The organism is Corynebacterium mucifaciens (assembly GCF_012396315.1).
Lineage (GTDB): Bacteria > Actinomycetota > Actinomycetes > Mycobacteriales > Mycobacteriaceae > Corynebacterium > Corynebacterium mucifaciens.
This window is the reverse complement of record NZ_JAAXPF010000002.1, coordinates 17,382-38,881: the sequence shown is the minus strand read 5'-3', so window position 1 is coordinate 38,881 and position 21,500 is coordinate 17,382. Positions and strand designations below refer to the sequence as shown.

At 63.9% G+C, this 21,500-nt stretch carries 16 protein-coding genes and 1 pseudogene; 12 read left to right on the top strand and 5 right to left on the bottom strand.

The annotated features are described in order from the left end of the window. Window positions 1-38 precede the first annotated feature (38 nt). From HF989_RS02155 to HF989_RS02145, 3 genes and pseudogenes are all read left to right on the top strand, one after another. Window positions 39-3,470: a bifunctional proline dehydrogenase/L-glutamate gamma-semialdehyde dehydrogenase gene (locus HF989_RS02155; protein ID WP_168683728.1), complete on the top strand. Its 3,432-nt coding sequence runs from the start codon at window positions 39-41 to the stop codon at window positions 3,468-3,470. Window positions 3,471-3,506: 36 nt separating this feature from the next. Beyond that, a pseudogene (locus HF989_RS02150) lies at window positions 3,507-5,021 on the top strand (amino acid permease). A gap of 43 nt (window positions 5,022-5,064) precedes the next feature. Further along, the gene (locus HF989_RS02145) at window positions 5,065-6,093 is read left to right on the top strand and encodes an ornithine cyclodeaminase (protein ID WP_168683727.1); all 1,029 of its coding nucleotides are present in this window, start codon (window positions 5,065-5,067) and stop codon (window positions 6,091-6,093) included. Window positions 6,094-6,177: 84 nt separating this feature from the next. Here the strand turns inward: HF989_RS02145 and ahpD are convergent, their stop codons facing one another. Both ahpD and HF989_RS02135 read right to left on the bottom strand, forming a co-directional pair. Further along, on the bottom strand, window positions 6,178-6,702 hold the full coding sequence (gene ahpD / locus HF989_RS02140) for an alkylhydroperoxidase, AhpD family (RefSeq protein ID WP_168683726.1): 525 nt from the start codon (window positions 6,700-6,702) through the stop codon (window positions 6,178-6,180). A 21-nt stretch (window positions 6,703-6,723) separates the two neighbouring features. Next, complete coding sequence (locus HF989_RS02135) at window positions 6,724-7,320, bottom strand: peroxiredoxin (RefSeq protein WP_168683725.1); 597 nt, start codon at window positions 7,318-7,320, stop codon at window positions 6,724-6,726. Window positions 7,321-7,436: 116 nt separating this feature from the next. Here HF989_RS02135 and HF989_RS02130 point away from each other — a divergent pair, with 116 nt between their 5' ends. Further along, window positions 7,437-8,393 carry a hydrogen peroxide-inducible genes activator gene (locus HF989_RS02130; RefSeq protein WP_168683724.1) on the top strand — a complete coding sequence of 319 codons (957 nt, stop codon included), beginning with the start codon at window positions 7,437-7,439 and terminating at the stop codon, window positions 8,391-8,393. Between the two features lie 15 nt (window positions 8,394-8,408). Beyond that, window positions 8,409-12,353, top strand: a complete 3,945-nt coding sequence (hrpA, locus tag HF989_RS02125; RefSeq protein ID WP_168683723.1) for an ATP-dependent RNA helicase HrpA — start codon at window positions 8,409-8,411, stop codon at window positions 12,351-12,353. 27 nt (window positions 12,354-12,380) lie between these two features. Here hrpA and nrdR read toward each other — a convergent pair whose 3' ends face one another. Then, window positions 12,381-12,839: a transcriptional regulator NrdR gene (nrdR, locus tag HF989_RS02120; RefSeq protein ID WP_038611955.1), complete on the bottom strand. Its 459-nt coding sequence runs from the start codon at window positions 12,837-12,839 to the stop codon at window positions 12,381-12,383. A 664-nt stretch (window positions 12,840-13,503) separates the two neighbouring features. Here nrdR and lexA point away from each other — a divergent pair. The 4 genes from lexA (at window position 13,504) to HF989_RS02100 (ending at window position 16,406) form a co-directional block, all read left to right on the top strand. Further along, window positions 13,504-14,184: a transcriptional repressor LexA gene (gene lexA / locus HF989_RS02115; protein ID WP_168683722.1), complete on the top strand. Its 681-nt coding sequence runs from the start codon at window positions 13,504-13,506 to the stop codon at window positions 14,182-14,184. 78 nt (window positions 14,185-14,262) lie between these two features. Continuing rightward, entirely contained in the window at window positions 14,263-15,048 is a 786-nt protein-coding gene (locus HF989_RS02110; RefSeq protein WP_168683721.1) for a DeoR/GlpR family DNA-binding transcription regulator, read from the top strand. A gap of 71 nt (window positions 15,049-15,119) precedes the next feature. Continuing rightward, window positions 15,120-16,121: a 1-phosphofructokinase family hexose kinase gene (locus HF989_RS02105; RefSeq protein WP_343033520.1), complete on the top strand. Its 1,002-nt coding sequence runs from the start codon at window positions 15,120-15,122 to the stop codon at window positions 16,119-16,121. Window positions 16,122-16,136: 15 nt separating this feature from the next. After that, complete coding sequence (locus HF989_RS02100) at window positions 16,137-16,406, top strand: HPr family phosphocarrier protein (RefSeq protein ID WP_038611966.1); 270 nt, start codon at window positions 16,137-16,139, stop codon at window positions 16,404-16,406. A 71-nt stretch (window positions 16,407-16,477) separates the two neighbouring features. On the opposite strand, the gene HF989_RS02095 is transcribed toward HF989_RS02100, so the two are convergent. Beyond that, window positions 16,478-17,758, bottom strand: a complete 1,281-nt coding sequence (locus HF989_RS02095) for a solute carrier family 23 protein (protein ID WP_168683720.1) — start codon at window positions 17,756-17,758, stop codon at window positions 16,478-16,480. A 121-nt stretch (window positions 17,759-17,879) separates the two neighbouring features. On the opposite strand from HF989_RS02095, the gene nagB reads away from it, so the two are divergent. Further along, the gene (gene nagB, locus HF989_RS02090; protein WP_168683719.1) at window positions 17,880-18,605 is read left to right on the top strand and encodes a glucosamine-6-phosphate deaminase; all 726 of its coding nucleotides are present in this window, start codon (window positions 17,880-17,882) and stop codon (window positions 18,603-18,605) included. Here the strand turns inward: nagB and hflX are convergent. After that, window positions 18,602-20,053, bottom strand: a complete 1,452-nt coding sequence (hflX, locus tag HF989_RS02085; RefSeq protein WP_425482973.1) for a GTPase HflX — start codon at window positions 20,051-20,053, stop codon at window positions 18,602-18,604. The genes nagB and hflX overlap by 4 nt on opposite strands. Before the next feature lie 154 nt (window positions 20,054-20,207). On the opposite strand from hflX, the gene HF989_RS02080 reads away from it, so the two are divergent. Beyond that, window positions 20,208-20,960 carry a hypothetical protein gene (locus HF989_RS02080; protein ID WP_168683717.1) on the top strand — a complete coding sequence of 251 codons (753 nt, stop codon included), beginning with the start codon at window positions 20,208-20,210 and terminating at the stop codon, window positions 20,958-20,960. A gap of 18 nt (window positions 20,961-20,978) precedes the next feature. After that, a complete protein-coding gene (locus HF989_RS02075) occupies window positions 20,979-21,494 on the top strand; it encodes a hypothetical protein (RefSeq protein ID WP_168683716.1) in 516 nt (171 codons plus the stop codon). The last annotated feature ends 6 nt before the right edge of the window (window positions 21,495-21,500 follow it).

Below are 21,500 nucleotides of genomic sequence, written 5' to 3'. Positions count from 1 at the left end.
GATATCACAACCCAATGAATCAGTGGTGAGGAGCACATATGCCAAACTTACGCACCAACCAGCTCGCGCCGGAAAGTACCTCTGACCTCGACCATGTCGTCGATTCGGCGGTTGCCCGCGCGTACCACTGGATGGAAGCGACCGCTGACGCAGATGCGGACGACGCCCAGACGCAGCAGCTCGCTGAAATGCTGCGCGACGATAACGGCGTTCGCTTCACCATGGATTTTGTTGACCGCGTAATGCGTCCCGAAGACAACCGGGTGGCGGCGAATTCCTTGCGCACGATCACCAGAGGCGTCGACGCTTCCTTCCTCGGCCGCATTAACGCCCTGCTCGTCGGTGCCGGCGCCTTCGTCGGCCCGTTCTTGCCCTTCGTGGTTGTTCCGGCGGCGCGCATGCGCTTGCGTCAGTTGGTGGGCCACCTCGTGCTCGACGCGGAGTCCGACGCCCTGAACACCCTGCTCGACAACGCAGCAAAGCGCGGCGAAGAGCTCAACCTCAACTTGCTGGGCGAAGCGGTGCTCGGGGAGAAGGAAGCGACTGACCGCGCGGAGCGCACCTTGAACCTGATCAAAAACCCGCGTGTGACCTACGTGTCCGTCAAGGCCTCCTCCATGGTCTCCCAGCTGAACCATTGGGACTATGACGAGTGCGTGCGCCTAGTCAAGGACCGCATCCGCCCGCTGTACCGCGCTGCACGCGACCGCAGCCCCCAGGTGTTCATCAACATGGACATGGAGGAATACCACGACCTCCACCTGACTCTCGACGTGTTCACCCAGCTGCTCAGCGAGGACGAGTTCAAGGACTACCAGGGCGGCATCGTGCTGCAGGCCTACCTGCCCGACACCCCCGGCGCGCTGGAGTACCTTGCGGACTTCGCGCAGAAGCGCGTGGCCGCTGGCGGCTCCAAGATCAAAATCCGCCTGGTCAAGGGTGCGAACCTATCCATGGAGCGCCACCACGCTGAGATCAAGGGCTGGGCGCAGGCGCCGTACTTGACCAAGGACGAGGTGGACGCGAACTACTACCGCCTGCTCGACTTCATCGTGCGCCCCGAGTACGCCGACAGCGTCGCTATCGGCATCGCCTCGCATAACCTGTTCACCTCCGCGCTGGCATACGAGCTGGCCCAGCGCCGCGGTGTCACCAGCATGCTCGACTCGGAGATGCTGCAGGGAATGTCGCCGGCGCAGCAGCAGATTGTGCGCGAGGCGTACGGCCGCCAGATCCTCTACACCCCCGTCGTGCGCAAGGAGGATTTCGACGTGGCGGTGAGCTACCTCGTGCGCCGTCTCGAAGAAAATGCGGCACCGCAGAACTTCCTGCACGCCCTGTTCGCCCCCAAGACGGCCAAGCGCGACCCGATCAAGGAGCAGGAGGAGGTATTCCGCTGGGCGGTGGACAACCGCTGGGAGGTCCACAACGGGCCAAACCGCAACCAGGACCGCACGCAGGAGACTGGGCGCCAAGCCGCCGCGGAGTCCGGCTCCACCGGTCGCTTTGTTAACGAGCCGGACACCGACCCGGCGCTTGAGACCAACCGCACCTGGGCGAGCGAACACCTGCAGAATCCGCCCGCTGTGGACACGGGGACCGAGATCACCGACCCGTCCGTGATCGCCGACCACATCGCCCGCGCGCAGGAGGCGCAGAAAGCCTGGGGTGCGCTTTCCGCTGGCGAGCGTGCCGACGTCCTCGATGCGATCGGCGACGAGATCGCGCGACGCCGCGGTGACTTCATCGCCGTTGCCGCGCACGAGGCGGGTAAGACGGTCGACCAGTCCGATCCGGAGATCTCGGAGGCGATCGATTTCTGCACCTACTACGCCGACAGTGCCCGCCACCTCGACGAGATCGCCGCGGATTTCGAGCCGAACAAACTCACCGTCGTCGTCCCGCCATGGAACTTCCCGGTAGCCATCCCCACCGGTGGCGTGGTGGCGGCGCTAGCGGCCGGCTCTGCGGTGATTCTCAAGCCGGCGCCGCAGGTGACGCAGTGCGCCAAGCTCATTGCAGACTGCATCCAGGCGATCTTCGCCGAAAAGGGCATTGACGCCGACACCGTGCAGTACGTGCGCGCGGATGAGGGCGAGGCCGGCAAGGCCCTGCTTACCGACCACGCCGTGGACGCCATCATCCTCACCGGCGCCTCCGAAACCGCCCAGCTGTTCAAGTCCTGGAACCCGAGGCTCAACGTGATGGCGGAAACATCCGGCAAGAACGCCATCATCATCACCCCGTCCGCCGACCCGGATCTTGCGGTCAACGACCTGTACCTGTCGGCGTTCGGCCACTCGGGCCAGAAGTGCTCCGCCGCCTCGCTGGCAATCCTGGTCGGCTCCGCCGGCGAGTCCGAGCGTCTAAAGAACCAGCTGATCGACGCCGCCTCCACCCTGGTGGTGGGCCCGGGCACCGACCTGTCCACCACCATGAACGGGCTCATCGAGCCCCCGGGCGAGAAGCTCGAGCGGGGCCTGACCACGCTGGAGCCGGGCGAGACGTGGCTGCTCATACCTCGCAAGCTCGACGACGAGGGCAAGTTCTGGTCGCCCGGCATCCGCGACGGTGTGAAGCCGGGCTCCTGGTATCACCAGAACGAGTGCTTCGGGCCGGTGCTGGGCATCATGCACGCCAAGGACTTAGACGAGGCGATCGAGTGGCAAAACTCCACCGGCTTCGGACTCACCGCCGGCATCCACACCCTCGACGGCGAGGAAATCACCACGTGGCTCGATCGCGTCGAGGCCGGCAACGTCTACGTCAACCGCGGTATCACCGGTGCGATCGTGCAGCGCCAGCCGTTTGGCGGCTGGAAGAAGTCCTCGGTGGGCCCCGGCGCGAAGGCGGGTGGGCCGAACTACGTCGCGCAGATGGGCACCTGGCGGGAGCGTGCTGCACTTGCCCCGTCGCTCGGAGTCAGCATTTCGGCGAAGGTGCAGGAGCTTCTCGACGCGTTCCGTGCCAACTTAAGCGACGAGGACTACGGCTGGCTCTCCCGCGCCGCCGAGTACGACCAGCGCGCGTGGGACAACGAATTCGGCCGCGGCCACGATCACTCCGGTCTGCGCTCCGAGGCCAACATCTTCCGCTACCGCAACACACTGGAGCCGGTGGTGGTCTACGTCGGCGAGGGCTACCGGCTGCGCGAGGTCTACCGGCAGCTTATCGCCGCCGCGATCACCGGCACCCAGGTGCGTGTGGTCGCACCGGATGCGGTTGCGCGCGAGCTCGAGACAGCCAATGTCACCGTCGACGCTCCCGCCGTCACGAATGCGCCTCACCGCATCCGCGTTGTGGGCCGTGCGCCTGAGGAGCTCTACGGCGACGTTCCCACCGCGGTTTTTGACGGTCCTGTGCTCATCGACGGGCGCCGCGAGCTCCTCCCCTATCTGCTGGAGCAGGCGGTCTCAGCGACGCTGCATCGCTTCGGCGTGATCCACGATCCGGCGGATATCCGGAACTAATCCCCCTGTCCAACCAGACACAAAGGGAGCCCACGGATGACAACCGCACCTCCACCACAATCGGACGCGTCGGCCCGCCCGAAGGCCGGCGTCGTCCCCGATGAAGACGCGGGTCTGCAGAAAGGCCTGTCCACCCGGCAGATCAACATGATCGCCATCGGCTCGGCGATCGGCACCGGTTTGTTCCTCGGCGCGGGCTCGCGCCTGCAGGCGGCCGGTCCGTCGCTGGCGCTGATGTACTTGCTGTGCGGGTTCATCGGCTACCTCATCCTGCGCAGCTTGGGTGAGTTGATCGCGCACCGTCCGACATCCGGGTCGTTCGTGTCATATACCCGCGAATTCTACGGCGAGAAGGCCGCATACGTCTCCGGCTGACTCTACTGGTTCAACTGGGCCGCCACCGCGGTGGCGGACGCAACCGCGCTGGCGATCTACATCCGCTGGTTCGGCCAGTACTACGGCTGGATCAACGGCGTGCCGCAATGGATCTACGCTCTAGTCATCATCGCGCTAGTGACCGCCATGAACCTGGTTTCGGTGAAGTTCTTCGGCGAGATGGAATTCTGGTTCTCGCTGATCAAGGTGCTTTTCCTGCTCACCTTCCTCGCTGTAGGCATCTTTATGGTGATCTTCGGCAACCCGAGCGGTGACCTGACCGGGTTGACGCTGATCACGGACAACGGCGGCTGGTTCCCCAACGGCGTGCTGCCCGCGCTGATTGTGATCCAGGGCGTCGTGTTCGCCTACGCGGGTATCGAGCTGCTCGGCACCACCTCAGGCGAGGCGAAGAACCCGAAGAAGGACATCCCGCGTGCCATCAACGCGGTTGTCTTCCGCCTGCTGGTGTTCTACTTCGGCTCCGTGCTGCTTTTGTGCATGCTCTTGCCCTACACCCAGTACTCGGGCGACGAGTCTCCGTTCGTGACCTTCTTCGACTCGATTGGGGTGCCGTACGCAGGTGCCATCACCCAGCTTGTGGTCATCACAGCGGCACTCTCCTCGCTCAACGCGGGACTGTACTCCACGGGCCGCATCATGTACTCGCTGTCCAAGGCGGGCTCGGCTCCGCAGTGGGCGGGCAAGGTGACCAAAGGCGGAGTGCCGTACGGCGGCATCCTGCTTACCACCGGGGTCGCGCTGTTCGGCGTGGTGCTGAACTTCTTTGTGCCCGAAGCTGCGTTCGAGGTGGTTCTCAACATCGCCGCGCTGGGCACCATGGCGTCGTGGGCCGCGATCTCGCTGTCCCACATGCGCTTTGTGCAGCTGGCTCGTCAAGGTAAATACACCCGCCCTGATTACCGGGCCCGATTCTCCCCGTTCACGGACATTGTCTCACTGCTGTTTTTGGTGCTCGTGGTCATCCTCATGGCCTTCGATTACCCCATCGGCACGTGGACACTTTTGGTGTCACTTCTGATGTGGCCGGCGCTTGCGTGGGGCTGGTTCAAGGTGCGCGACCGGGTTGAATTCATCTCCCGTTCCCACGTGAACTACGAGAAGATCACCGGCGAACAAGCCCCCGACATCGACCCGCCGCGGCGCAACCCGTAGCGACGCGCACCGCCAAACCAACCGATACCCCGAAAGGAAGAGCATGCCTCAGCTCGTAGACGTCCAGAACATGTGCCGTTGGATCAACCACCACGGCGTAGAGAAACTCATCGCCGGCATCCAGAGCTACATCGAAGAGGACTTCGTACGCTGGGAAAGCTTTGACAAGATCCCGCGTGTGGCCAGCCACACCCCCATCGGCGTGATCGAACTAATGCCCACCTCGGACTCCAACGAGTACGCGTTCAAGTACGTCAACGGCCACCCCTCCAACCCTGCGCGCGGGTATCAAACCGTCACCGCATTCGGAGTCCTAGCGGATGTGGACAACGGCTACCCCACTTTCCAGGCGGAGATGACGCTGCTGACCGCGCTACGTACGGCCGCCACCTCTGCGATGGCCGCGAAGTACCTGGCACGGAAGGACTCTGAGATCATGGCGATGATCGGCGCAGGCTCGCAGTCCGAGTTCCAGGCGCTCGGTTTTCGCGCTGCACTCGGCATCGATCGCGTGCGGATCTTCGATATCGACCCGGATGCGATGGAAAAGTTTCGCCGCAACATCGAGCCGCTCGGCATCGAGGTCTACCTAGCCGCCAGCGTGGAGGACGCGGTCGAGGGCGCGGACATCATCACCACTTGCACAGCGGATGAGGCGCAGAACACCATCCTTGACTATTCGCTGGTTCGCCCCGGTGTGCACCTCAACGGCGTCGGCGGCGACTGCCCTGGCAAGACCGAGCTGGATGCGCGCATCCTCGATGATGCCACCGTGTTTGTGGAGTTCCCGCCGCAGACCCGCATCGAGGGCGAAATCCAGAACAAGGACGACGACTTCGAGGTCGTGGAGCTGTGGAAGGTCATCGCCGGCAAGCACAAAGGCCGCGCGAGCGACGATGAGATCACGTTATTCGACTCCGTCGGCTTCGCCATCGAGGACTTCTCCGCGCTGCGGTACCTGCGCGATTCCGTGGCGGGCACCGAGTTCCAGGAGTTCATCGACCTGGTTGCCGATCCAGACGATCCGAAGGACCTGTTCTCGCTGACCACCAACGTGCTCAGCCCGCTCTAGAACTTCTCGCTTCACGACGAAACCTCCGACAGAACCCCAAGATTGGGATCTACCGGAGGTTTTAGCCGTCGCAAAGCTGAGTGCTTAGCGAGCGTCCTCGATTGTGAGGGTCTGGGCCACAGCCTGGACAACGCCAGCGACCTTGACGGCCTCCCAGACCTGCTCCTTGGTCACGCCCTCCTCGCGGACGGTGTTGGCGTGCGCCACGGCACAGTGCTCGCAGCCGTTGATGGTGGACACGGCCAGGGACCACAGCTCGAAGTCAGCCTTTTCAACTCCGGGCTTGGAGATGATGTTCATACGCAGGCCGAACTTGACGTTGGCGTAGTCGTCGCCGAGCCAGTTCTTCGCGCGGTAGGCGACGTTGTTCATCGCCATGACGGTGGCAGCGCCGTAGGCGGCCTCCACAGCCTCGTCGGAGAGGTGATCCTTGGCTTCCTCCGCGATTTCGGCGATGACCTTCGCGTTGCGGGTCGCAGCCGCGGATGCGAGAAGGGCGCCCCAGAGCTGCTGCTCGCTGAGCTCAGTCGAGCGGGTCAGGGAGCCAAGGTTCAGCTTCTGGTCTTTCGCGTACTCGGGCAGGGCCCCACGCAGATTCTCAATGGACACAATGTCCTCCTTCTACTTCCGTTACTTCAGGGAATCCTGGACCACGGCCATTTTGTCGATGTTCTTGGTCGGGTCGTTCTTCTGCCAGTCGCAAGCGCAAACCTCTTCGGACTGCAGTGCGTCGAGGACGCGCAGCACCTCGTCAACGTTGCGGCCGACCGCATCCGGGGTGACGGAAACGAACTGGATCACGCCGTCCGGGTCGATGATGAAGGTGGCGCGGTCAGCAACGCCGTCTGCGTTCTCCACGCCCAGCGCGCGGATGAGGTCGTGGCGGACGTCGGCGAACATCGGGAACGGGACGTTCAGCAGGTCCTCGTGTGTCGCGCGCCAGTTGAAGTGGGAGTACTCGTTGTCGGTGGAGCCACCGAGCACCTGGGTGTCGCGGTCCTCAAACTCCTCGTTGAGCTTGCCAAACGCCGCGATCTCGGTCGGGCACACGAAGGTGAAGTCCTTCGGGTAGAAAAACACGATCTTCCACTTACCCTCGTACTTGTCCAGGGAGACGTTCTCGAAGTAATCGTCCGGGGAAGCCGCGTTCGCTTCCTTCAGGTTGCCGCCCTTCAGTGCGACAAGGTCGAATTCCGGGAAACGCTCTCCAACGGTCATGATCGGCATGTGAGTTCCTCCAAAGAAACTGGTTCAGGGGTTTGTCTGTGGACGCGATCCAGTATGACACAGACGCAGCTCGCTTTCAACACAAAAACTTATGAACATCGTGTAACTTTATAGGCATGGGCAATAAAGAGTATAAACCGACGATCGCGCAACTCCGGACGTTTGTCACCGTCGCCGAGCAGAAACACTTCGTCTCCGCGGCGAACAAACTCGGCATCTCCCAGCCGTCGCTCTCCCAGGCCTTGGCCGCCTTGGAAAGCGGCCTGGGCATCCAGCTCATCGAGCGTTCGACCCGGCGCGTCATCGTCACGCCGATAGGCGAACAGCTTCTGCCATTCGCCAAGGCAACCTTGGAAGCAGCCGACGCATTCGTTGCGCATTCGCGCGGCGCGGGAGGCGAGCTCGCCGGCCCGCTCAACATCGGCATCATCCCCACCGTCGCCCCATATATTCTGCCCACGCTGCTCACGCTCATCGCGGAGGAATTCCCGGAGCTCGAACCCCGCATCGTGGAGAACCAGACGGAAAACTTGCTGCAGCGGCTCCGCGACGGCCACATCGACGTCGCCGTCCTGGCCACCCCCACCGGGGCGACCGGGGTGACGGAGATCCCGCTTTACGACGAAGCGTTCGCCGTCGTGACCAACCCTGATAACCCATTGGCGGGGCGGGGCGACCTGACGCTGGATGCGCTGCGCGACCTCGAGCTCCTCCTTCTCGACGACGGGCACTGCCTTCGCGACCAAATTGTGGAGCTGTGCCAGCTGGCGGATGTTGACCGTAGCCCCGGCGCACAATCGGCGACGCGCGCCGCCTCGCTGACCACGGTGGTGCAACTGGTTGTCGCGGGTCTGGGCTCGACGCTGGTGCCAATGTCGGCCGTTGCTACTGAGTGCACACGACCCGGCATCGCCGTCTCTGCGTTCGCCGACGGCGTGGAGGCGAAGCGCACCGTCGGGCTTGTCATGCGGTCGTCTTCACGGCGCCAGCAGGAGTTTGCGCGCCTGGGAGAGCTTATTACGCGCGCCTTCGAGAAAGCCACGGAAGCTAGCGTGGCGCTGCTGCCGCGCTAGACTCACGCTCTGGTTATGAATGAGCACGCAATACAGAAGTCGGCGCTGTACGAGGCACTCGACAGCGTCCCAATCGCAGACGTCCGGCGATTCCGCCGCCGCTTGAAAAACGCTCGCTCCCCCGAAGCGCTAGAAGCGATTGCCGCGGACGTGGAAAAGGCGCGGGCGGTTGTTGATGCGCGAGCCGCCCGCATCCCCGACATCACGTACCCGGAAAACTTGCCGGTGTCCGCGCGGCGCGAGGACATCATGGAGCTGGTGCGCGACAACCAAGTCGTGGTCATCGCAGGTGAGACCGGTTCGGGTAAGACCACGCAGATCCCGAAGATGCTGCTGGAGATGGGCCGCGGCCTTCGCGGGCTAATTGGCCACACCCAGCCGCGCAGGCTGGCGGCACGCACCGTGGCGGAGCGCATCGCCGAGGAGCTGGGCCAGGACATCGGCCAATCCGTGGGCTACGCCATCCGTTTCGACGACCGCGTGTCCGACTCCACTGCGGTGAAGTTAATGACGGACGGCATCCTCCTCGCCGAAATGCAGCGCGACAGGTTCCTCAACGCCTACGACACGATCATCATCGACGAGGCGCACGAGCGCTCCCTCAACATCGATTTTCTGCTTGGCTACCTCAAGCGCCTGCTGCCGAAGCGGCCGGACCTGAAAGTCATCGTCACTTCCGCGACCATCGACCCGGAGGCGTTCGCCCGTCACTTCGCGGACGCGGAGGGCAACCCAGCGCCCGTCATCGAAGTTTCGGGACGTACCTACCCGGTGGAGATCCGCTACCGGCCCTTGGTTGAGCAAGTGCAGGCGAAGGACGGGTCGGTCAAGGAAGTCGACACCGACATGATCGAGGGTGTCATCGACGCGTGCAAAGAGCTCATGCGCGAAGGCGACGGCGACATCTTGTGTTTCTTCTCCTCGGAGCGCGACATTCGCGACTGCATGGAAGCCATTGAGAAGGAGCATTGGCGCGGTGTCGAGGTCGTGCCGCTTTTCGGCCGCCTCTCCAACGCAGAGCAGCACCGGGTGTTCGCCCCGCACTCCGGCAGGCGGATCGTCTTGTCCACCAACATTGCGGAGACGTCGCTCACCGTGCCCGGAATCCACTACGTGGTGGACACGGGGCTCGCGCGCATCTCGCGCTACTCCACACGGACGAAGGTGCAGCGGCTGCCCATCGAGGAAATTTCCCAGGCCTCAGCCAACCAGCGTTCGGGTCGTTCTGGACGAACTGCAGACGGCATAGCAATCCGCCTGTACTCCGAAGAGAACTTCGAGGCCCGCCCCGAATTCACAGACCCGGAGATTCTGCGCACCAACCTTGCTTCGGTGGTGCTGCAGATGATCTCCCTGCGTCTTGGCGACATCTCTCAATTCCCCTTTATCCAGCCTCCGGACCAGAAGGCGGTGCGCGACGGTCTCGCGCTGCTGCACGAACTTGGCGCCATCACCGGCACAGCACGCGACGGCGCACCGGGGCTCACCGAGGTGGGCCGCGACATCGCCCGGATTCCCGTGGACCCGAAAATGGCGCGGATGCTAGTCGAGGCCAACCGTCTTGGCGTGCTCGACGACGTCACTGTCATCGTGGCGAGCATGACCATCCAGGATGTGCGCGAGCGCCCACTGGACTACCAGGCCCAGGCGGATCAAGCCCACGCACGGTTCAAAGACTCGACGTCGGACTTCTTGTCGTCGCTGAAGCTGTGGGACTACATCGGTGATTCGCGCGACGAGCTGTCCGGCAACGCCTTCCGCAAGCGGATGAAGCGCGAGTTCCTGCACTACATGCGCATCCGCGAGTGGTTCGACCTCGTGCGCCAATTACGCGACGTCGAACGCCAGCTTGGTTGGTCTCGTGCAGAAAACGTCGCGGGGGAACGCGACGCGGACGCGATCCACAAATCCCTGCTCACCGGCTTACTGTCCAACATCGGCGCACGCGACGGGAATTCGAAAGAATTCCAGGGTGCCCGTGGAACTAGATTCATGGTGTTCCCTGGGTCGTCGCTAAGCAAGAAACCGCCCGAGTTCATCATGGCCGCGGAGCTGGTGGAGACCTCCCGGCTGTGGGCTCGGGACGTGGCCAGAATCGAGCCTGCGTGGGTCGAGGCTGCCGCTGGCGACTTGGTAAAGCATAGTTATTCTGAGCCGGTGTGGTCGCGTAAACGCTCCGCTGCCATGGTCCACCAGAAATCCATGCTGTACGGCGTCACTATCGTGCGTGACCGCCTCGTCCCCTACCACCGAGTGGACGCTGAGGGGGCGCGCAACATGTTCATCCGCCACGCCCTGCTCGAGGGCGACTGGAACCGGCACCACAAGTTCATCGAACACAACGATGCGCTCCTCGCTGAGGCCGCGCAAGTCGAAGAGAAAGTGCGGCGTAGGGGTCTGGTTGTCGACGAAGACACCCTCTTCGACTTTTACGATTCGCGCCTCCCCGCGGATGTCACTACCGCACGCCACTTCGATTCTTGGTGGAAGAAAAAGCGGGCAGAGGACAAGCATTATCTCGACTTCGACCCGGACTCGCTGCTGGACGACGACGGTGTTGACTCGTCCGCGAACGCGTTCCCGCAGACGTGGCGCCAGGGCACGATCGACTACGCGCTGCGGTACAAATTTGAACCCGGAGACCCGTTCGACGGCGTGACCGTGGATGTGCCGGTGCCGCTGCTGGCCAACCTGCGCGCGGAAGGGTTTGACTGGCTTGTGCCGGGACTGCGATCTGAACTTGCGGCTGAGTACATCCGTACGCTCCCGAAGGCGCTGCGCAAGACCGTGGTGCCCGCTCCCGACTTCGCGGACCGGGCATTGGAGGCCATCCGCCAGGCGCAGGACGGGGCAACCGAACAGGAACTTCGCGCGACGCCGTTTGCAGACACCCTGGCGGAAGCGCTGCGCGGCCTTGGCGGCCGCGGCATCAACGGCTCCGATTTCAACCCGGCAGCGTTACCCGCCCACCTCAAGGTGACGTTCGCCGCGATCGACCGTCGCGGCAAGGTCGTCGACCACGACACCAACCTCGACGCGCTGAAGCGCCGCCAAGCGGGTCAGATCAGGTCGTCCGTGTCGAAGGCAAGCCACGCTTCTGAATCCGATGCCGTGGCAAAGTGGACGGCTGACTCGCTGGGTACGGTTCCCAAAACCGTCACGACCACGATTGACGGCAATGACGTGGACGCCTACCCCGCCCTGGAAGCCACCAAGGACGGTGTGCGGGTAACGGTGCACCCGACGAAGGCGGCTGCCGACGCCTCGATGGTTACGGCGACGTTGACGCTGTTGCTGCGGGACATCACCGTCAACGCTTCGCAGATGACCAAAGGACTGCCGCTGCGGCAAAAAGTCGCGGTGGATCGCTACCCGCACGGCGGAGCCGCCGGGCTTGTCGACGATGCACGGGTGGCGGTGATCAGGGATCTCCTGCTCGCCAACGGCGGCCCCGTCCGTTCGCCCGAAGACTTCGAAGCGCTCGCCGACACCATCCGCCCGCAGGTCGCAGGTGGCGTGCGCCGCGCCGTGGTCACGTTGGCCCCCGCGCTCGCGGAATACGCCAACATTGCGAGCGAACTCGACCAATGGGAGGGGCCGGCTATCGACGACATGAAGGCGCAATTGCAGTTTTTCCTGCCCAAAAACGCTGTGACCGTGCACGGCATTGGGCACCTGCAGCACCTGCCGCGCTACATCGACGCGATGCGCATCCGCTTGGATGACATGCGGCTGGACCCCGATAGGGACGCAGACAGGCAGTCTGTAGTCGACTCGGTAAAGCGCTACCTGGCGCAGCGCATGAAGTCACTGCCTGCGGGGCGTACCAAAACCAAGGCGTACAAGGACATCTTGTGGATGATCGAGGAGCTGCGTGTGAGTCTGTTCGCGCAGCGGCTGGGCACTCCGAGACCGGTAAGTCAACGCCGCATCGAGAAGAAAATCGACGCACTACGCTAGCGCTCACCGCCGCCGATGTTAGCCGCGCTAGAAGTCTTCCCGGTCGCGGCGGCGCATCAACCGGATTTCGGACTCGAAATCGTCCGCACTTTCAAACGACTTGTACACCGAGGCGAACCGCAGATAAGCAACCTCGTCGAGCGCCCGAAGTGGCTCGAGCACCGCGAGCCCGATTTCATGGGCCGGGACCTGAGAGCTCCCCTGGGCGCGGACGGTTTCCTCCACCTCTTGGGCGAGGCGTTTCAACGCGTCGTCGCTCACATCCCGCCCCTGGCACGCGCGCCGCACGCCGACAATAAGCTTGTCGCGGTCAAACGGCTCACTCACGCCGTTTCGTTTCACCACGGTCAGCACGGCCTTTTCAACGGTAGTGAATCGCCCCCCGCACTCCGTGCACTCTCGACGCCTCCGAATAGCCGAGCCTGCCTCGACAAGCCGCGAGTCAGTGACACGAGACTGCTCGTTGTGGCAAAAGGGACAAAACACGTTTTCTCACCCCCGGGGTAGTAGCAATTTGGCGTGGCAGTGAGTCTACGCCCCTGCTACCGTGCGGCTACAGCAGCTGTCCGCGCCACCTCACCGCTTGGCGCTGCGGCAGAACTTTCCCCACCGGAGAACACACCGCCGAACGCAGAGCCGATGAGCAAGGCCGCGGTCATAGACACACCGAGGATCACCGTATCCCGCGTCTCGTGCCGAGATTCGAATACTTCTCCCCTGCCGCCCTCTGCCCCGGAGCCAGATCTGGGCGTGCGTTCATGTATTCGATTCAAGCTGTTAAGCGTTCGAACACTAGGAGTTCCGACACGACGGCTTGCGCCGGAATCCACGTCCCAGACCTCGGCCGGCGGCACCACGGACACACCGCTGTGACCGGCTTGGTAACGGTTCTGCACAGGATTAATAGCAATAGACACGGTCATACTCCCTTCACTCTGCGGCACACATTAAGGTGGGCGCCGATGCGCCTGCTCGCGCGTGCGTTCATATGTTCGAATGCGATTACGTGTTCGATTTATAGCAGGCAGTTCACGTGGTGTCCACCCCGCTCTCCAGCCGATCGAACATGAGTGCCCTCTCTGGTAGGTTTTGAAAGACGAAAACCCGCAGAGTTCCCGCAACGGACCCCACAGAGCCCAAAGGAGTTGTCATGGCACGGAAGAAGTCTGACCCCGCCACACCGGATTACAACGCGCTGTCGGACCGGCAGCGCCGCATCTTGCAGGTCATCCAGGATGCCGTCGTGCTTCGCGGCTACCCGCCGAGCATCCGCGAAATCGGTGACGCGGCTGGGCTACAGTCGACGTCCTCGGTTGCCTACCAGCTCAAGGAACTGGAGAAGAAGGGCTTCCTGCGCCGCGACCCAAACAAGCCGAGAGCCGTGGACTTGCGCCAGCTCCCGGACACCGAACGGAAAAAGCGCAAGCCACAGGAGGCGAAACCGCAGGACGCGTCGAACGCCCGCTTCGTCCCAGTCTTGGGACAGATCGCTGCGGGTGCGCCGATCCTCGCCGAGGAAAACGTCGATACCTACTACCCGTTGCCGGAGGATCTGCTCGGCGACGGCGATGTGTTCATGCTCCGGGTTGTCGGCGAGTCCATGCGGGACGCGGGCATTCTCAACGGGGATTGGGTCGTAGTGCGCTCCCAGCCCGTTGCAGAGGAGGGCGAGTTCGTCGCCGCGCTCATCGACGGCGAGGCGACGGTGAAGGAGTTCCACCGCGACTCGACAGGCGTGTGGCTGCTCCCGCACAACGAAGCGTTCTCCCCCATCAAGGGTGACGATGCTGAGGTGATGGGGCGCGTCGTTTCCGTATTCCGCACCCTGTAGGACGCAAATCCCCACGTCCGGGGGAAGACTGAAACCGACTCCAGCGGCTGCGTGCCCGCTTTTGGGATACTCATTCGCATGTATGCAGAGGAGCGCAAGCGCCAGATTGCATCACTCACGGCCGTCGAGGGGCGTGTGAGTGTTGCGGACCTCGCCGAGAAATTCGATGTTACGGCAGAAACCATTCGGCGTGACCTGACCGCGCTGCATGCCGAAGGGGTCGTCCACCGGGTCCATGGCGGCGCTGTTGTCAATCAGGCGTTTCTCACCACGGAACTGCCTCTCGACGCCCGGTCCCGCTCTGCGTCCGCTGCCAAGAACGCCATCGCGCGCGAAGCCCTCCAATTCCTGCCCCGCCACGCCGACGCTGGCATCTTCCTCGACTCCGGCTCAACCACCCAACTCTTCGCCGGCCTTCTGCCCGAGCACTCGCCCGCGCAGAACTTCTCGATTGTGACGAATTCGCTGCCGATCGCATTCGATCTGGCGTCCGCCGGCCTCGACAACGTCCAATTGCTCGGCGGCTCCGTTCGGGCGATCACCCAGGCTGTTGTCGGCGGTACCGCGCTTCGCACCCTCGCACTCATGAAGGCGGACGTGGCCTTTATCGGCACGAACGCGCTAACTATCGATCACGGCTTATCCACCGCCGACGCACAAGAAGCTGCGGTGAAATCGTCCATGGTCACCAACGCGAGGAAGGTTGTCGTCTTGTGCGACTCGACCAAGATCGGCAACGACTATCTGGTCAGTTTCGCGCCGCTCGATGCCGTGGACGTTGTGGTCACCGACGCAAGCGCTCCCCAATTGTTCGTCGAAGAGCTACGGCGACATGACATCGAGGTAGTCCTTGCCCACGTGTGACCTACCCCCCGTTTAGCGCCGATTGTGTCCGACCCATTGCGAAAACCCACGCAATCGGACACGCTAAGGGTGTGAGCAGCACAAAGAGCACGAAGCGAATCGTGACGGTCACCCCCAACCCCAGCATCGACGCCACGGTGCACATTCCCGCGCTGAGACGCGGGGAGGTTGTGCGTGCCACCGCCACCCGCAAAGAGGCCGGCGGCAAAGGCATCAATGTCGCGCACGCCGCGGCTATGGCCGGCTACGACGCGACCGCGGTGGCACCTTGTCAACAGTCCGACCCGTTCGCCACCGCCATGCGTGCCGTCCCCGTCGCGTTTGTCCCCGTGCACATTGCGTCTGCCGTCCGAACGAACACGGCAATTACCGAGGACGACGGCACCACCACCAAGGTCAACGAAGCGGGCTCCGAACTCTCCGACGCTGAGCTGGATGCGGTGGAATCTGCTCTGGCTCAGCACTGCAGCGGCGCAGACGCCGTCGCGCTTGCTGGCTCCCTTCCGCCGGGGGCTCCTACCGACTGGTACGCATCCCTGGTGCACACGGTGCGCGCCAGCGCCACCGACGCGATCGTCGCCGTGGACACTTCGGACGCGCCGCTTCTCGCGCTTGGTGAGCACTTGCCTCTCGCCGCCCCCGATGTCAACAAGCCCAACGCGTTCGAGCTCGCCCAGCTCACCGATAACGACGGCCGTGAGCTGGAGGCCCGCGCTGCTGCAGGCGACTATGCCCCCGTCGTTTCAGCCGGGCGCGATCTAGTGCAGCGCGGCATCCGTGAGGTCCTTGTCACGCTCGGCAGCGCGGGCGCGTGTCTGATCACCGCTGAAGCAGCCTGGGCTGCAACTCCGCCGCCCACCGTCGTGAAATCCACGGTAGGCGCCGGCGACAGTTCGCTCGCCGGGTACCTCACTGCGCGTATCGACGGCGAGACGCTTGCCGACTGCCTGCGCCGCGCTGTCGCGTACGGATCGGCCGCGGCCGCAAAGCCGCAGAGCAGGCGCAAACCCCCGTGTCCGCTACGGCGTAGGGGCGTACACTCGGCAATGATCCGACGTATTGACAAACCCTGAAAGGTAGATTGCATCATGGCTTCCAAGACAGTGAAGGTTGGCTCCACCGTTGGCCTGCACGCCCGTCCGGCGACTGTGATCGCGGACGCCGCTGGAGAGTACGACGACGAAATCCTGCTCACCCTTGTAGGCGGCGACGATGACGACGAAACCGACGCAGCGTCTTCGCTGATGATCATGGCGATGGGTGCGGAATTCGGCGACGAGGTTGTCGTCACCTCCGATAACGCTGAGGCGGTCGAGGCAATCGCGGCGCTCATTGCCAAGAACCTCGACGACGAGTAAGCGGTGTTCGCTTAGCGACGGCGAAACGCCCGGGCAGCCGATACGGCCGCCCGGGCGTTTCTCTGTCTGCCCTAGTTCCGGAGTCGTCCTTCCCCAATCGTGTCGTAGACCCACCGCATGAGCGGGTATACGACGATGATGCCCACCGACCCCAGCGCGATGCCTTCCAGCGTGACATCGCCGACATCGAGGGTGAGGTTACCGATACCCACAATGAGGGCGACAGCTGCGGCGGTGAGGTTGGCCGGATCGGTGAAGTCCACCTTGTTGTCCTGCCAAATGCGAACCCCCAGCATGCCGATGAGGCCGTACAGCACGAGACACGCGCCGCCGAGAACGCCGGCGGGGATTGTAAAAATCACGGCGCCGAATTTCGGGATGAACGCGAGGATCATGGCGAAGACGGCCGCGACCCAGTACGCGGCCGTGGAATACACCTTCGTCGCCGCCATGACGCCGATGTTCTCGGCGTAGGTGGTGGTACCCGATCCGCCGAAGCCACCGGCAAGCGTCGTGGCGATGCCGTCGCCGATCAACGCCTTGCCCTGCAGGTGGTCCAGGTCGCGCCCCGTCATTTCGGAGACCGCCTTGACGTGACCGACGTTTTCCGCAATCAGCACCACCAACACCGGCAGCGTGACCAGCACTGCGGCGAGATGGAACTCGGGGCGGTGGAATTGGGGTAGCCCAATCCACGGCGCTTCGCCGATGGTCTTCAATGCATCCTCGCCGAGACCCCCGGTCATCGCTGCGAACATCCAGCCCACCAGCACACCGATCAAGATGGATAACCGTGAAATAATGCCGCGCGTAGCGACGGTCACCACCACAACCGTGAGGAGCGTGACCCCTGCAACCCACGGCTGGGTCTCGACGTTGGCCACCGCCGTCGGCGCGAGATTGAACCCAATGAGCGCCACAATCGCTCCTGTGACAACAGGGGGCATCACCGCGTCGATGACCCTCTTTCCTGCCCACTGGACAACGACGCCAACGAGTATCAGCACAAGGCCCGTCACCAACACTCCGCCGAGCTGCGCGCCCATGCCGTACTGCTGCGAAGCGGTCAGCGGCGCGATAAACGCGAAGGACGATCCCAGGTAGCTTGGCACCTTGTTGCGGGTGAGCAGCAGGAAGATGATGGTGCCCAGGCCCGAGAACAACAGCGTCGTGTTGACTGGAAACCCGGTCAAGGTGGGCACGAGCAGTGTGGCGCCGAACATTGCGACGACGTGCTGCATGCCGATGCCGATGGTGCGCGGCCAGCTAAGCCGCTCGTCGGGCGCAACTACGGCCCCGGGTTCGACGGTGCGCCCGTCGCCGTGCAAGTTCCATCCAAGAGAGTGCTTCACGGGTCTGCATTATCACCCCGCGAGCCCGCTTCGCGGTGCACCGGGGGTGGTCGGAGCCACTCAGCCACCCCGTACCCGCCAGCGCGGAACTCAGCGGCAGGTTCTTGCTACGTTAAGCCGCATGGACATCGTTGTGCGCCCTAACGCCGAGGAAGTCGGCGTGTACGCAGCCGAACTGATCGCGCCGTTCGCCCATGCAGGCGCCACGCTCGGTTTGGCAACTGGCTCGACGCCCAATCCCACGTACGCAGAACTTGTACGCCACCACCGCGAGAACGGGTTGAGCTTTGCGGGCTGCGAGGCATTTCTCCTTGACGAGTACGTCGGCCTGGATCCGGCGAATGAGCAGTCGTACTACTCCACCATCCGCCGCGAGTTCACCAGCCATATCGATATCAAGGACGCGAAAGTGCATTCGCTCAACGGGCTGGCGTCAGACCTGGAAGCGGAAGCCCGCGACTACGAGGCCCGAATCGCGGCGGCGGGCGGGATTGACGTGCAGATTCTCGGGGTTGGGACAAATGGCCACATCGCCTTTAACGAGCCGCCGAGCGCGCTTGATTCGCGTACTCGGATGGTTGATTTGCACCCCGTCACCGTCGCCGACAACGCGCGCTTCTTCGATGACGAGGAGCAGGTGCCGCGCCAAGCCCTCACGCAGGGCGTGGGCACCATCATGGAGGCGCGCACCATTGTGCTTTTGGCTACCGGCGCGAGGAAGGCCGACGCGGTGCGCGCGCTCATAGAGGGCCCAGTCACCCCGGCGTGTCCAGCGTCGGCGCTGCAGCACCACCCGCGCACCACGGTTGTCCTAGACGAGGCAGCCGCGGCGAAACTCACGCGTTAGCCAACCACGAATTCCGCGTACTGCTCGGCAAGGACGCGCGGCAGGCGGACGTCGATGCGCGTCCCCGCCTCCTCGTACTCCTCGGAGCGCACCGTGCCCTCGTCGTGGACGCGGCTGACAACGTCGCCGCGCGTGTAGGGCACGACCATGGTGACGTGGGCGTCGATGGAGTTGAGGTGCTGTTCGATGCGCGCCTCGAGCTCCTCGATGCCCTCGCCGGTGAGCGCCGAGACGAACACCGCGGTGCGCCCGGTCTTCTCAAATGCGTGGCGCAGTTCCGCGAGCACCAGCGGGTCAGCCTCGTCGATCTTGTTCACCACGACAATCTCGGGCGGCATGTCCTCGCCCGAATCGCGGGTGACCTCCGCAAGTACCTCATTAACCGCCTCAATCTGCTTCAGCGGGAACGCGTCCGAGCCGTCCACAACATGGAGGAGCAGGTCCGCGCCGGATACTTCCTCGAGGGTGGACTTGAACGCCTCAACCAGCTGGGTGGGGAGGTGACGGACGAAACCGACGGTGTCGGTGAGCACCACGTTGCGCCCGTCGGCAAGCTTTGCCCGCCGCGTGGAGGGGTCGAGGGTGGCAAACAGCGCGTCTTCCACCAGCACGCCTGCGCCAGTCATCGCGTTGATCAGCGAGGACTTGCCGGCGTTGGTGTAGCCGGCAATCGCAATTTTGGGGATGGTCGAGCGCTGGCGCTGCGCCCGCTTCACTTCACGGGCGGTGGTCATGTCGCGTAGCTGGTGGCGCAACTTGGCCATCTCCGTGCGGAGTCGCCGTCGGTCGGCCTCGATGCGGGTTTCACCCGGGCCACGGAGGCCGACACCGCCGTTGGACCCGGCGCGACCGCCCGCCTGACGCGACAGGTTGCCGCCCCAACCGCGCGTGCGGCTGTACAGGTACTCCATCTGAGCGAGGCTCACCTGCGCCTTGCCCTCCCTGCTCTTCGCATGCTGGGCGAAGATGTCCAGGATGAGCATGGTGCGGTCGATCACCTTGATCTTCAGGGCCTCCTCCAGCGCGATCATCTGCGACGGCGAAAGTTCACCGTCGAAGATCACCGTATCCGCCCCGGTGGCCTGCGCGATGTCGCGCAGTTCCGATACCTTGCCGGAGCCGATGTACGTCCCCGGATCAGGCTTATCCCGCTTCTGGTACAGCATGTCCAGCACCTCAGCGCCGGCGGTCTTGGCAAGCGCCGCGAGCTCCCACATGCTCGCCTCGATCTCCGCGACGGTCCCCTCGGTCCACGCGCCCACGAGAAGGACTTGCTCAATACGGAGCTTCCGGTACTCCACCTCGTACCCGTCCGCCTGCTCCTCGGAGCGGAGCTCGGTGGCACCTGTAACGGAACGGAACGAGTTTCTTTCCGCCAAATCGAGTGCGCCGACAGTCGGCTCCGCACCGGGTTGCGGCTCATTGTGGCGGAATGCCTGGCGCAGCAGCTCGTCGTGGGTGCGCTGCTCCGGCGTCAGTTCGTCGTCAAGCAAAAAGTGTTCTTTCCTGTCTCTAGCAAGGTTCACTGTCATATCTACCGGATTCAACGCGGGCTGGCCCGGGATTCTTCCCGTTGTTGGACAACGGCTAGGATCTAGCGCCATGAGCACAGCAGTGAGCACCGATCTTTCCGCACTCGGCCTCAACTTTGACAAGTGGCAGGACGCGGTGGAGGCCGCGATTGCCACGGACCGCCTGTCTGTAGTGGGTGAGGTCCGAGGCGGACAGCTGATCCAGTACACTGACCCGTCCGGCGCGCAGCTGAACATCCTGGCCGTTGAACCGTTTGCCACCTTCGCCGGCTTTGAGTCGGTCACCCGCACATACGCGCACATCACGCCGCTCAACGACGTCGTCGCGCTCGCCGACGTTGTCGACCCGCGCGGCAACGCGATCGCGTCGCTGACGGTCAACCTCGCCCAGGAGCCGTTGCTTGTCGACGACCCCGGGCTGGAATGGCAGGAGCTGTCGGTGACCGCGCTCGGCCTGGCCGTGGATTCGTACGAATCCACCGAGGCCTACCTTGCGCTGCACCCCGGAGCCGTGGTGGGCACGGTGACCTCTGCGGGTGCCGACGCGGTGGCCAGCGGCAGTGCAACCACCCCTGACGCCAGCGCTGAGTTCTCCGGCCGCGTGCTGGAGGCCGAGTACCGTACCTCGGCGCTGACCGGCCAGCGGTTCATCCACGTCTCCGTCGATGCCGCGTTCCCGTTTGACGTGTGCCTGCCGGACGGCGAGCTGCCCCAGCGCGACAGCGTAATCGCCGGCACTGCAGTGATGGCCGGCTCCATCCCCACCCCCACCGGGGGCGGTTGCGGCGGCTGCGGCGGATCGTGCGGCTGCGGCGGACACTAAGCGTGTAAGAGGGGCACGATGAGCTCACCGGACAGGGACCTTTCACGTGCGCTGCTGGGCGCGCTCGTGCTTGCCGCCTCCGTGCTGCTCGTGCTCACGCTGAAACTGCCGGGGCTCCTGCTGTCGGTGCTGCTGGTCATCGGCGCGATCCTCATGGCCCGCCGGGTGCAGGCTGACCCGGAGGCGCTGGCCATCCGCTCCTCGCTCCAGTATGCCCGCGACGACATAGCCGAGGTGCTGGCGGCATACGACCAGCTACAACACGGTATTTCCGCCGCCGATGTCGCCGACCGCACGCTGCACTACCCAGCGCTGGCGAACCCGGATAACACCGTGCCTCAAATCAACGAGTTCCTCCTCCGGGCTTCCTCCGCGCGCAGGTTCTTGGCGCGCGTCGACGGCTACCTCGACTCCCCCACAACCGACAAAGCGCAGCTGGAGCGCATCCTCTCCGTGGCCGACCAGCGCGCTTTCGAGCTCCAGGAGGCCTGGGACGACGCACGCCGGGCGGCCAAGGAGATTGGCCCGGCGTAGTCGACG

Coding starts and splice junctions, on each gene's coding strand:
- nagB (WP_168683719.1), top strand. CDS start 17,880: ATGGACATCGTTGTGCGCCCTAACGCCGAGGAAGTCGGCGTGTACGCA.
- HF989_RS02155 (WP_168683728.1), top strand. CDS start 39: ATGCCAAACTTACGCACCAACCAGCTCGCGCCGGAAAGTACCTCTGAC.
- lexA (WP_168683722.1), top strand. CDS start 13,504: ATGGCACGGAAGAAGTCTGACCCCGCCACACCGGATTACAACGCGCTG.
- hrpA (WP_168683723.1), top strand. CDS start 8,409: ATGAATGAGCACGCAATACAGAAGTCGGCGCTGTACGAGGCACTCGAC.
- HF989_RS02100 (WP_038611966.1), top strand. CDS start 16,137: ATGGCTTCCAAGACAGTGAAGGTTGGCTCCACCGTTGGCCTGCACGCC.
- HF989_RS02130 (WP_168683724.1), top strand. CDS start 7,437: ATGGGCAATAAAGAGTATAAACCGACGATCGCGCAACTCCGGACGTTT.
- HF989_RS02080 (WP_168683717.1), top strand. CDS start 20,208: ATGAGCACAGCAGTGAGCACCGATCTTTCCGCACTCGGCCTCAACTTT.
- HF989_RS02135 (WP_168683725.1), bottom strand. CDS start 7,320: ATGCCGATCATGACCGTTGGAGAGCGTTTCCCGGAATTCGACCTTGTC.
- HF989_RS02110 (WP_168683721.1), top strand. CDS start 14,263: ATGTATGCAGAGGAGCGCAAGCGCCAGATTGCATCACTCACGGCCGTC.
- HF989_RS02075 (WP_168683716.1), top strand. CDS start 20,979: ATGAGCTCACCGGACAGGGACCTTTCACGTGCGCTGCTGGGCGCGCTC.
- HF989_RS02145 (WP_168683727.1), top strand. CDS start 5,065: ATGCCTCAGCTCGTAGACGTCCAGAACATGTGCCGTTGGATCAACCAC.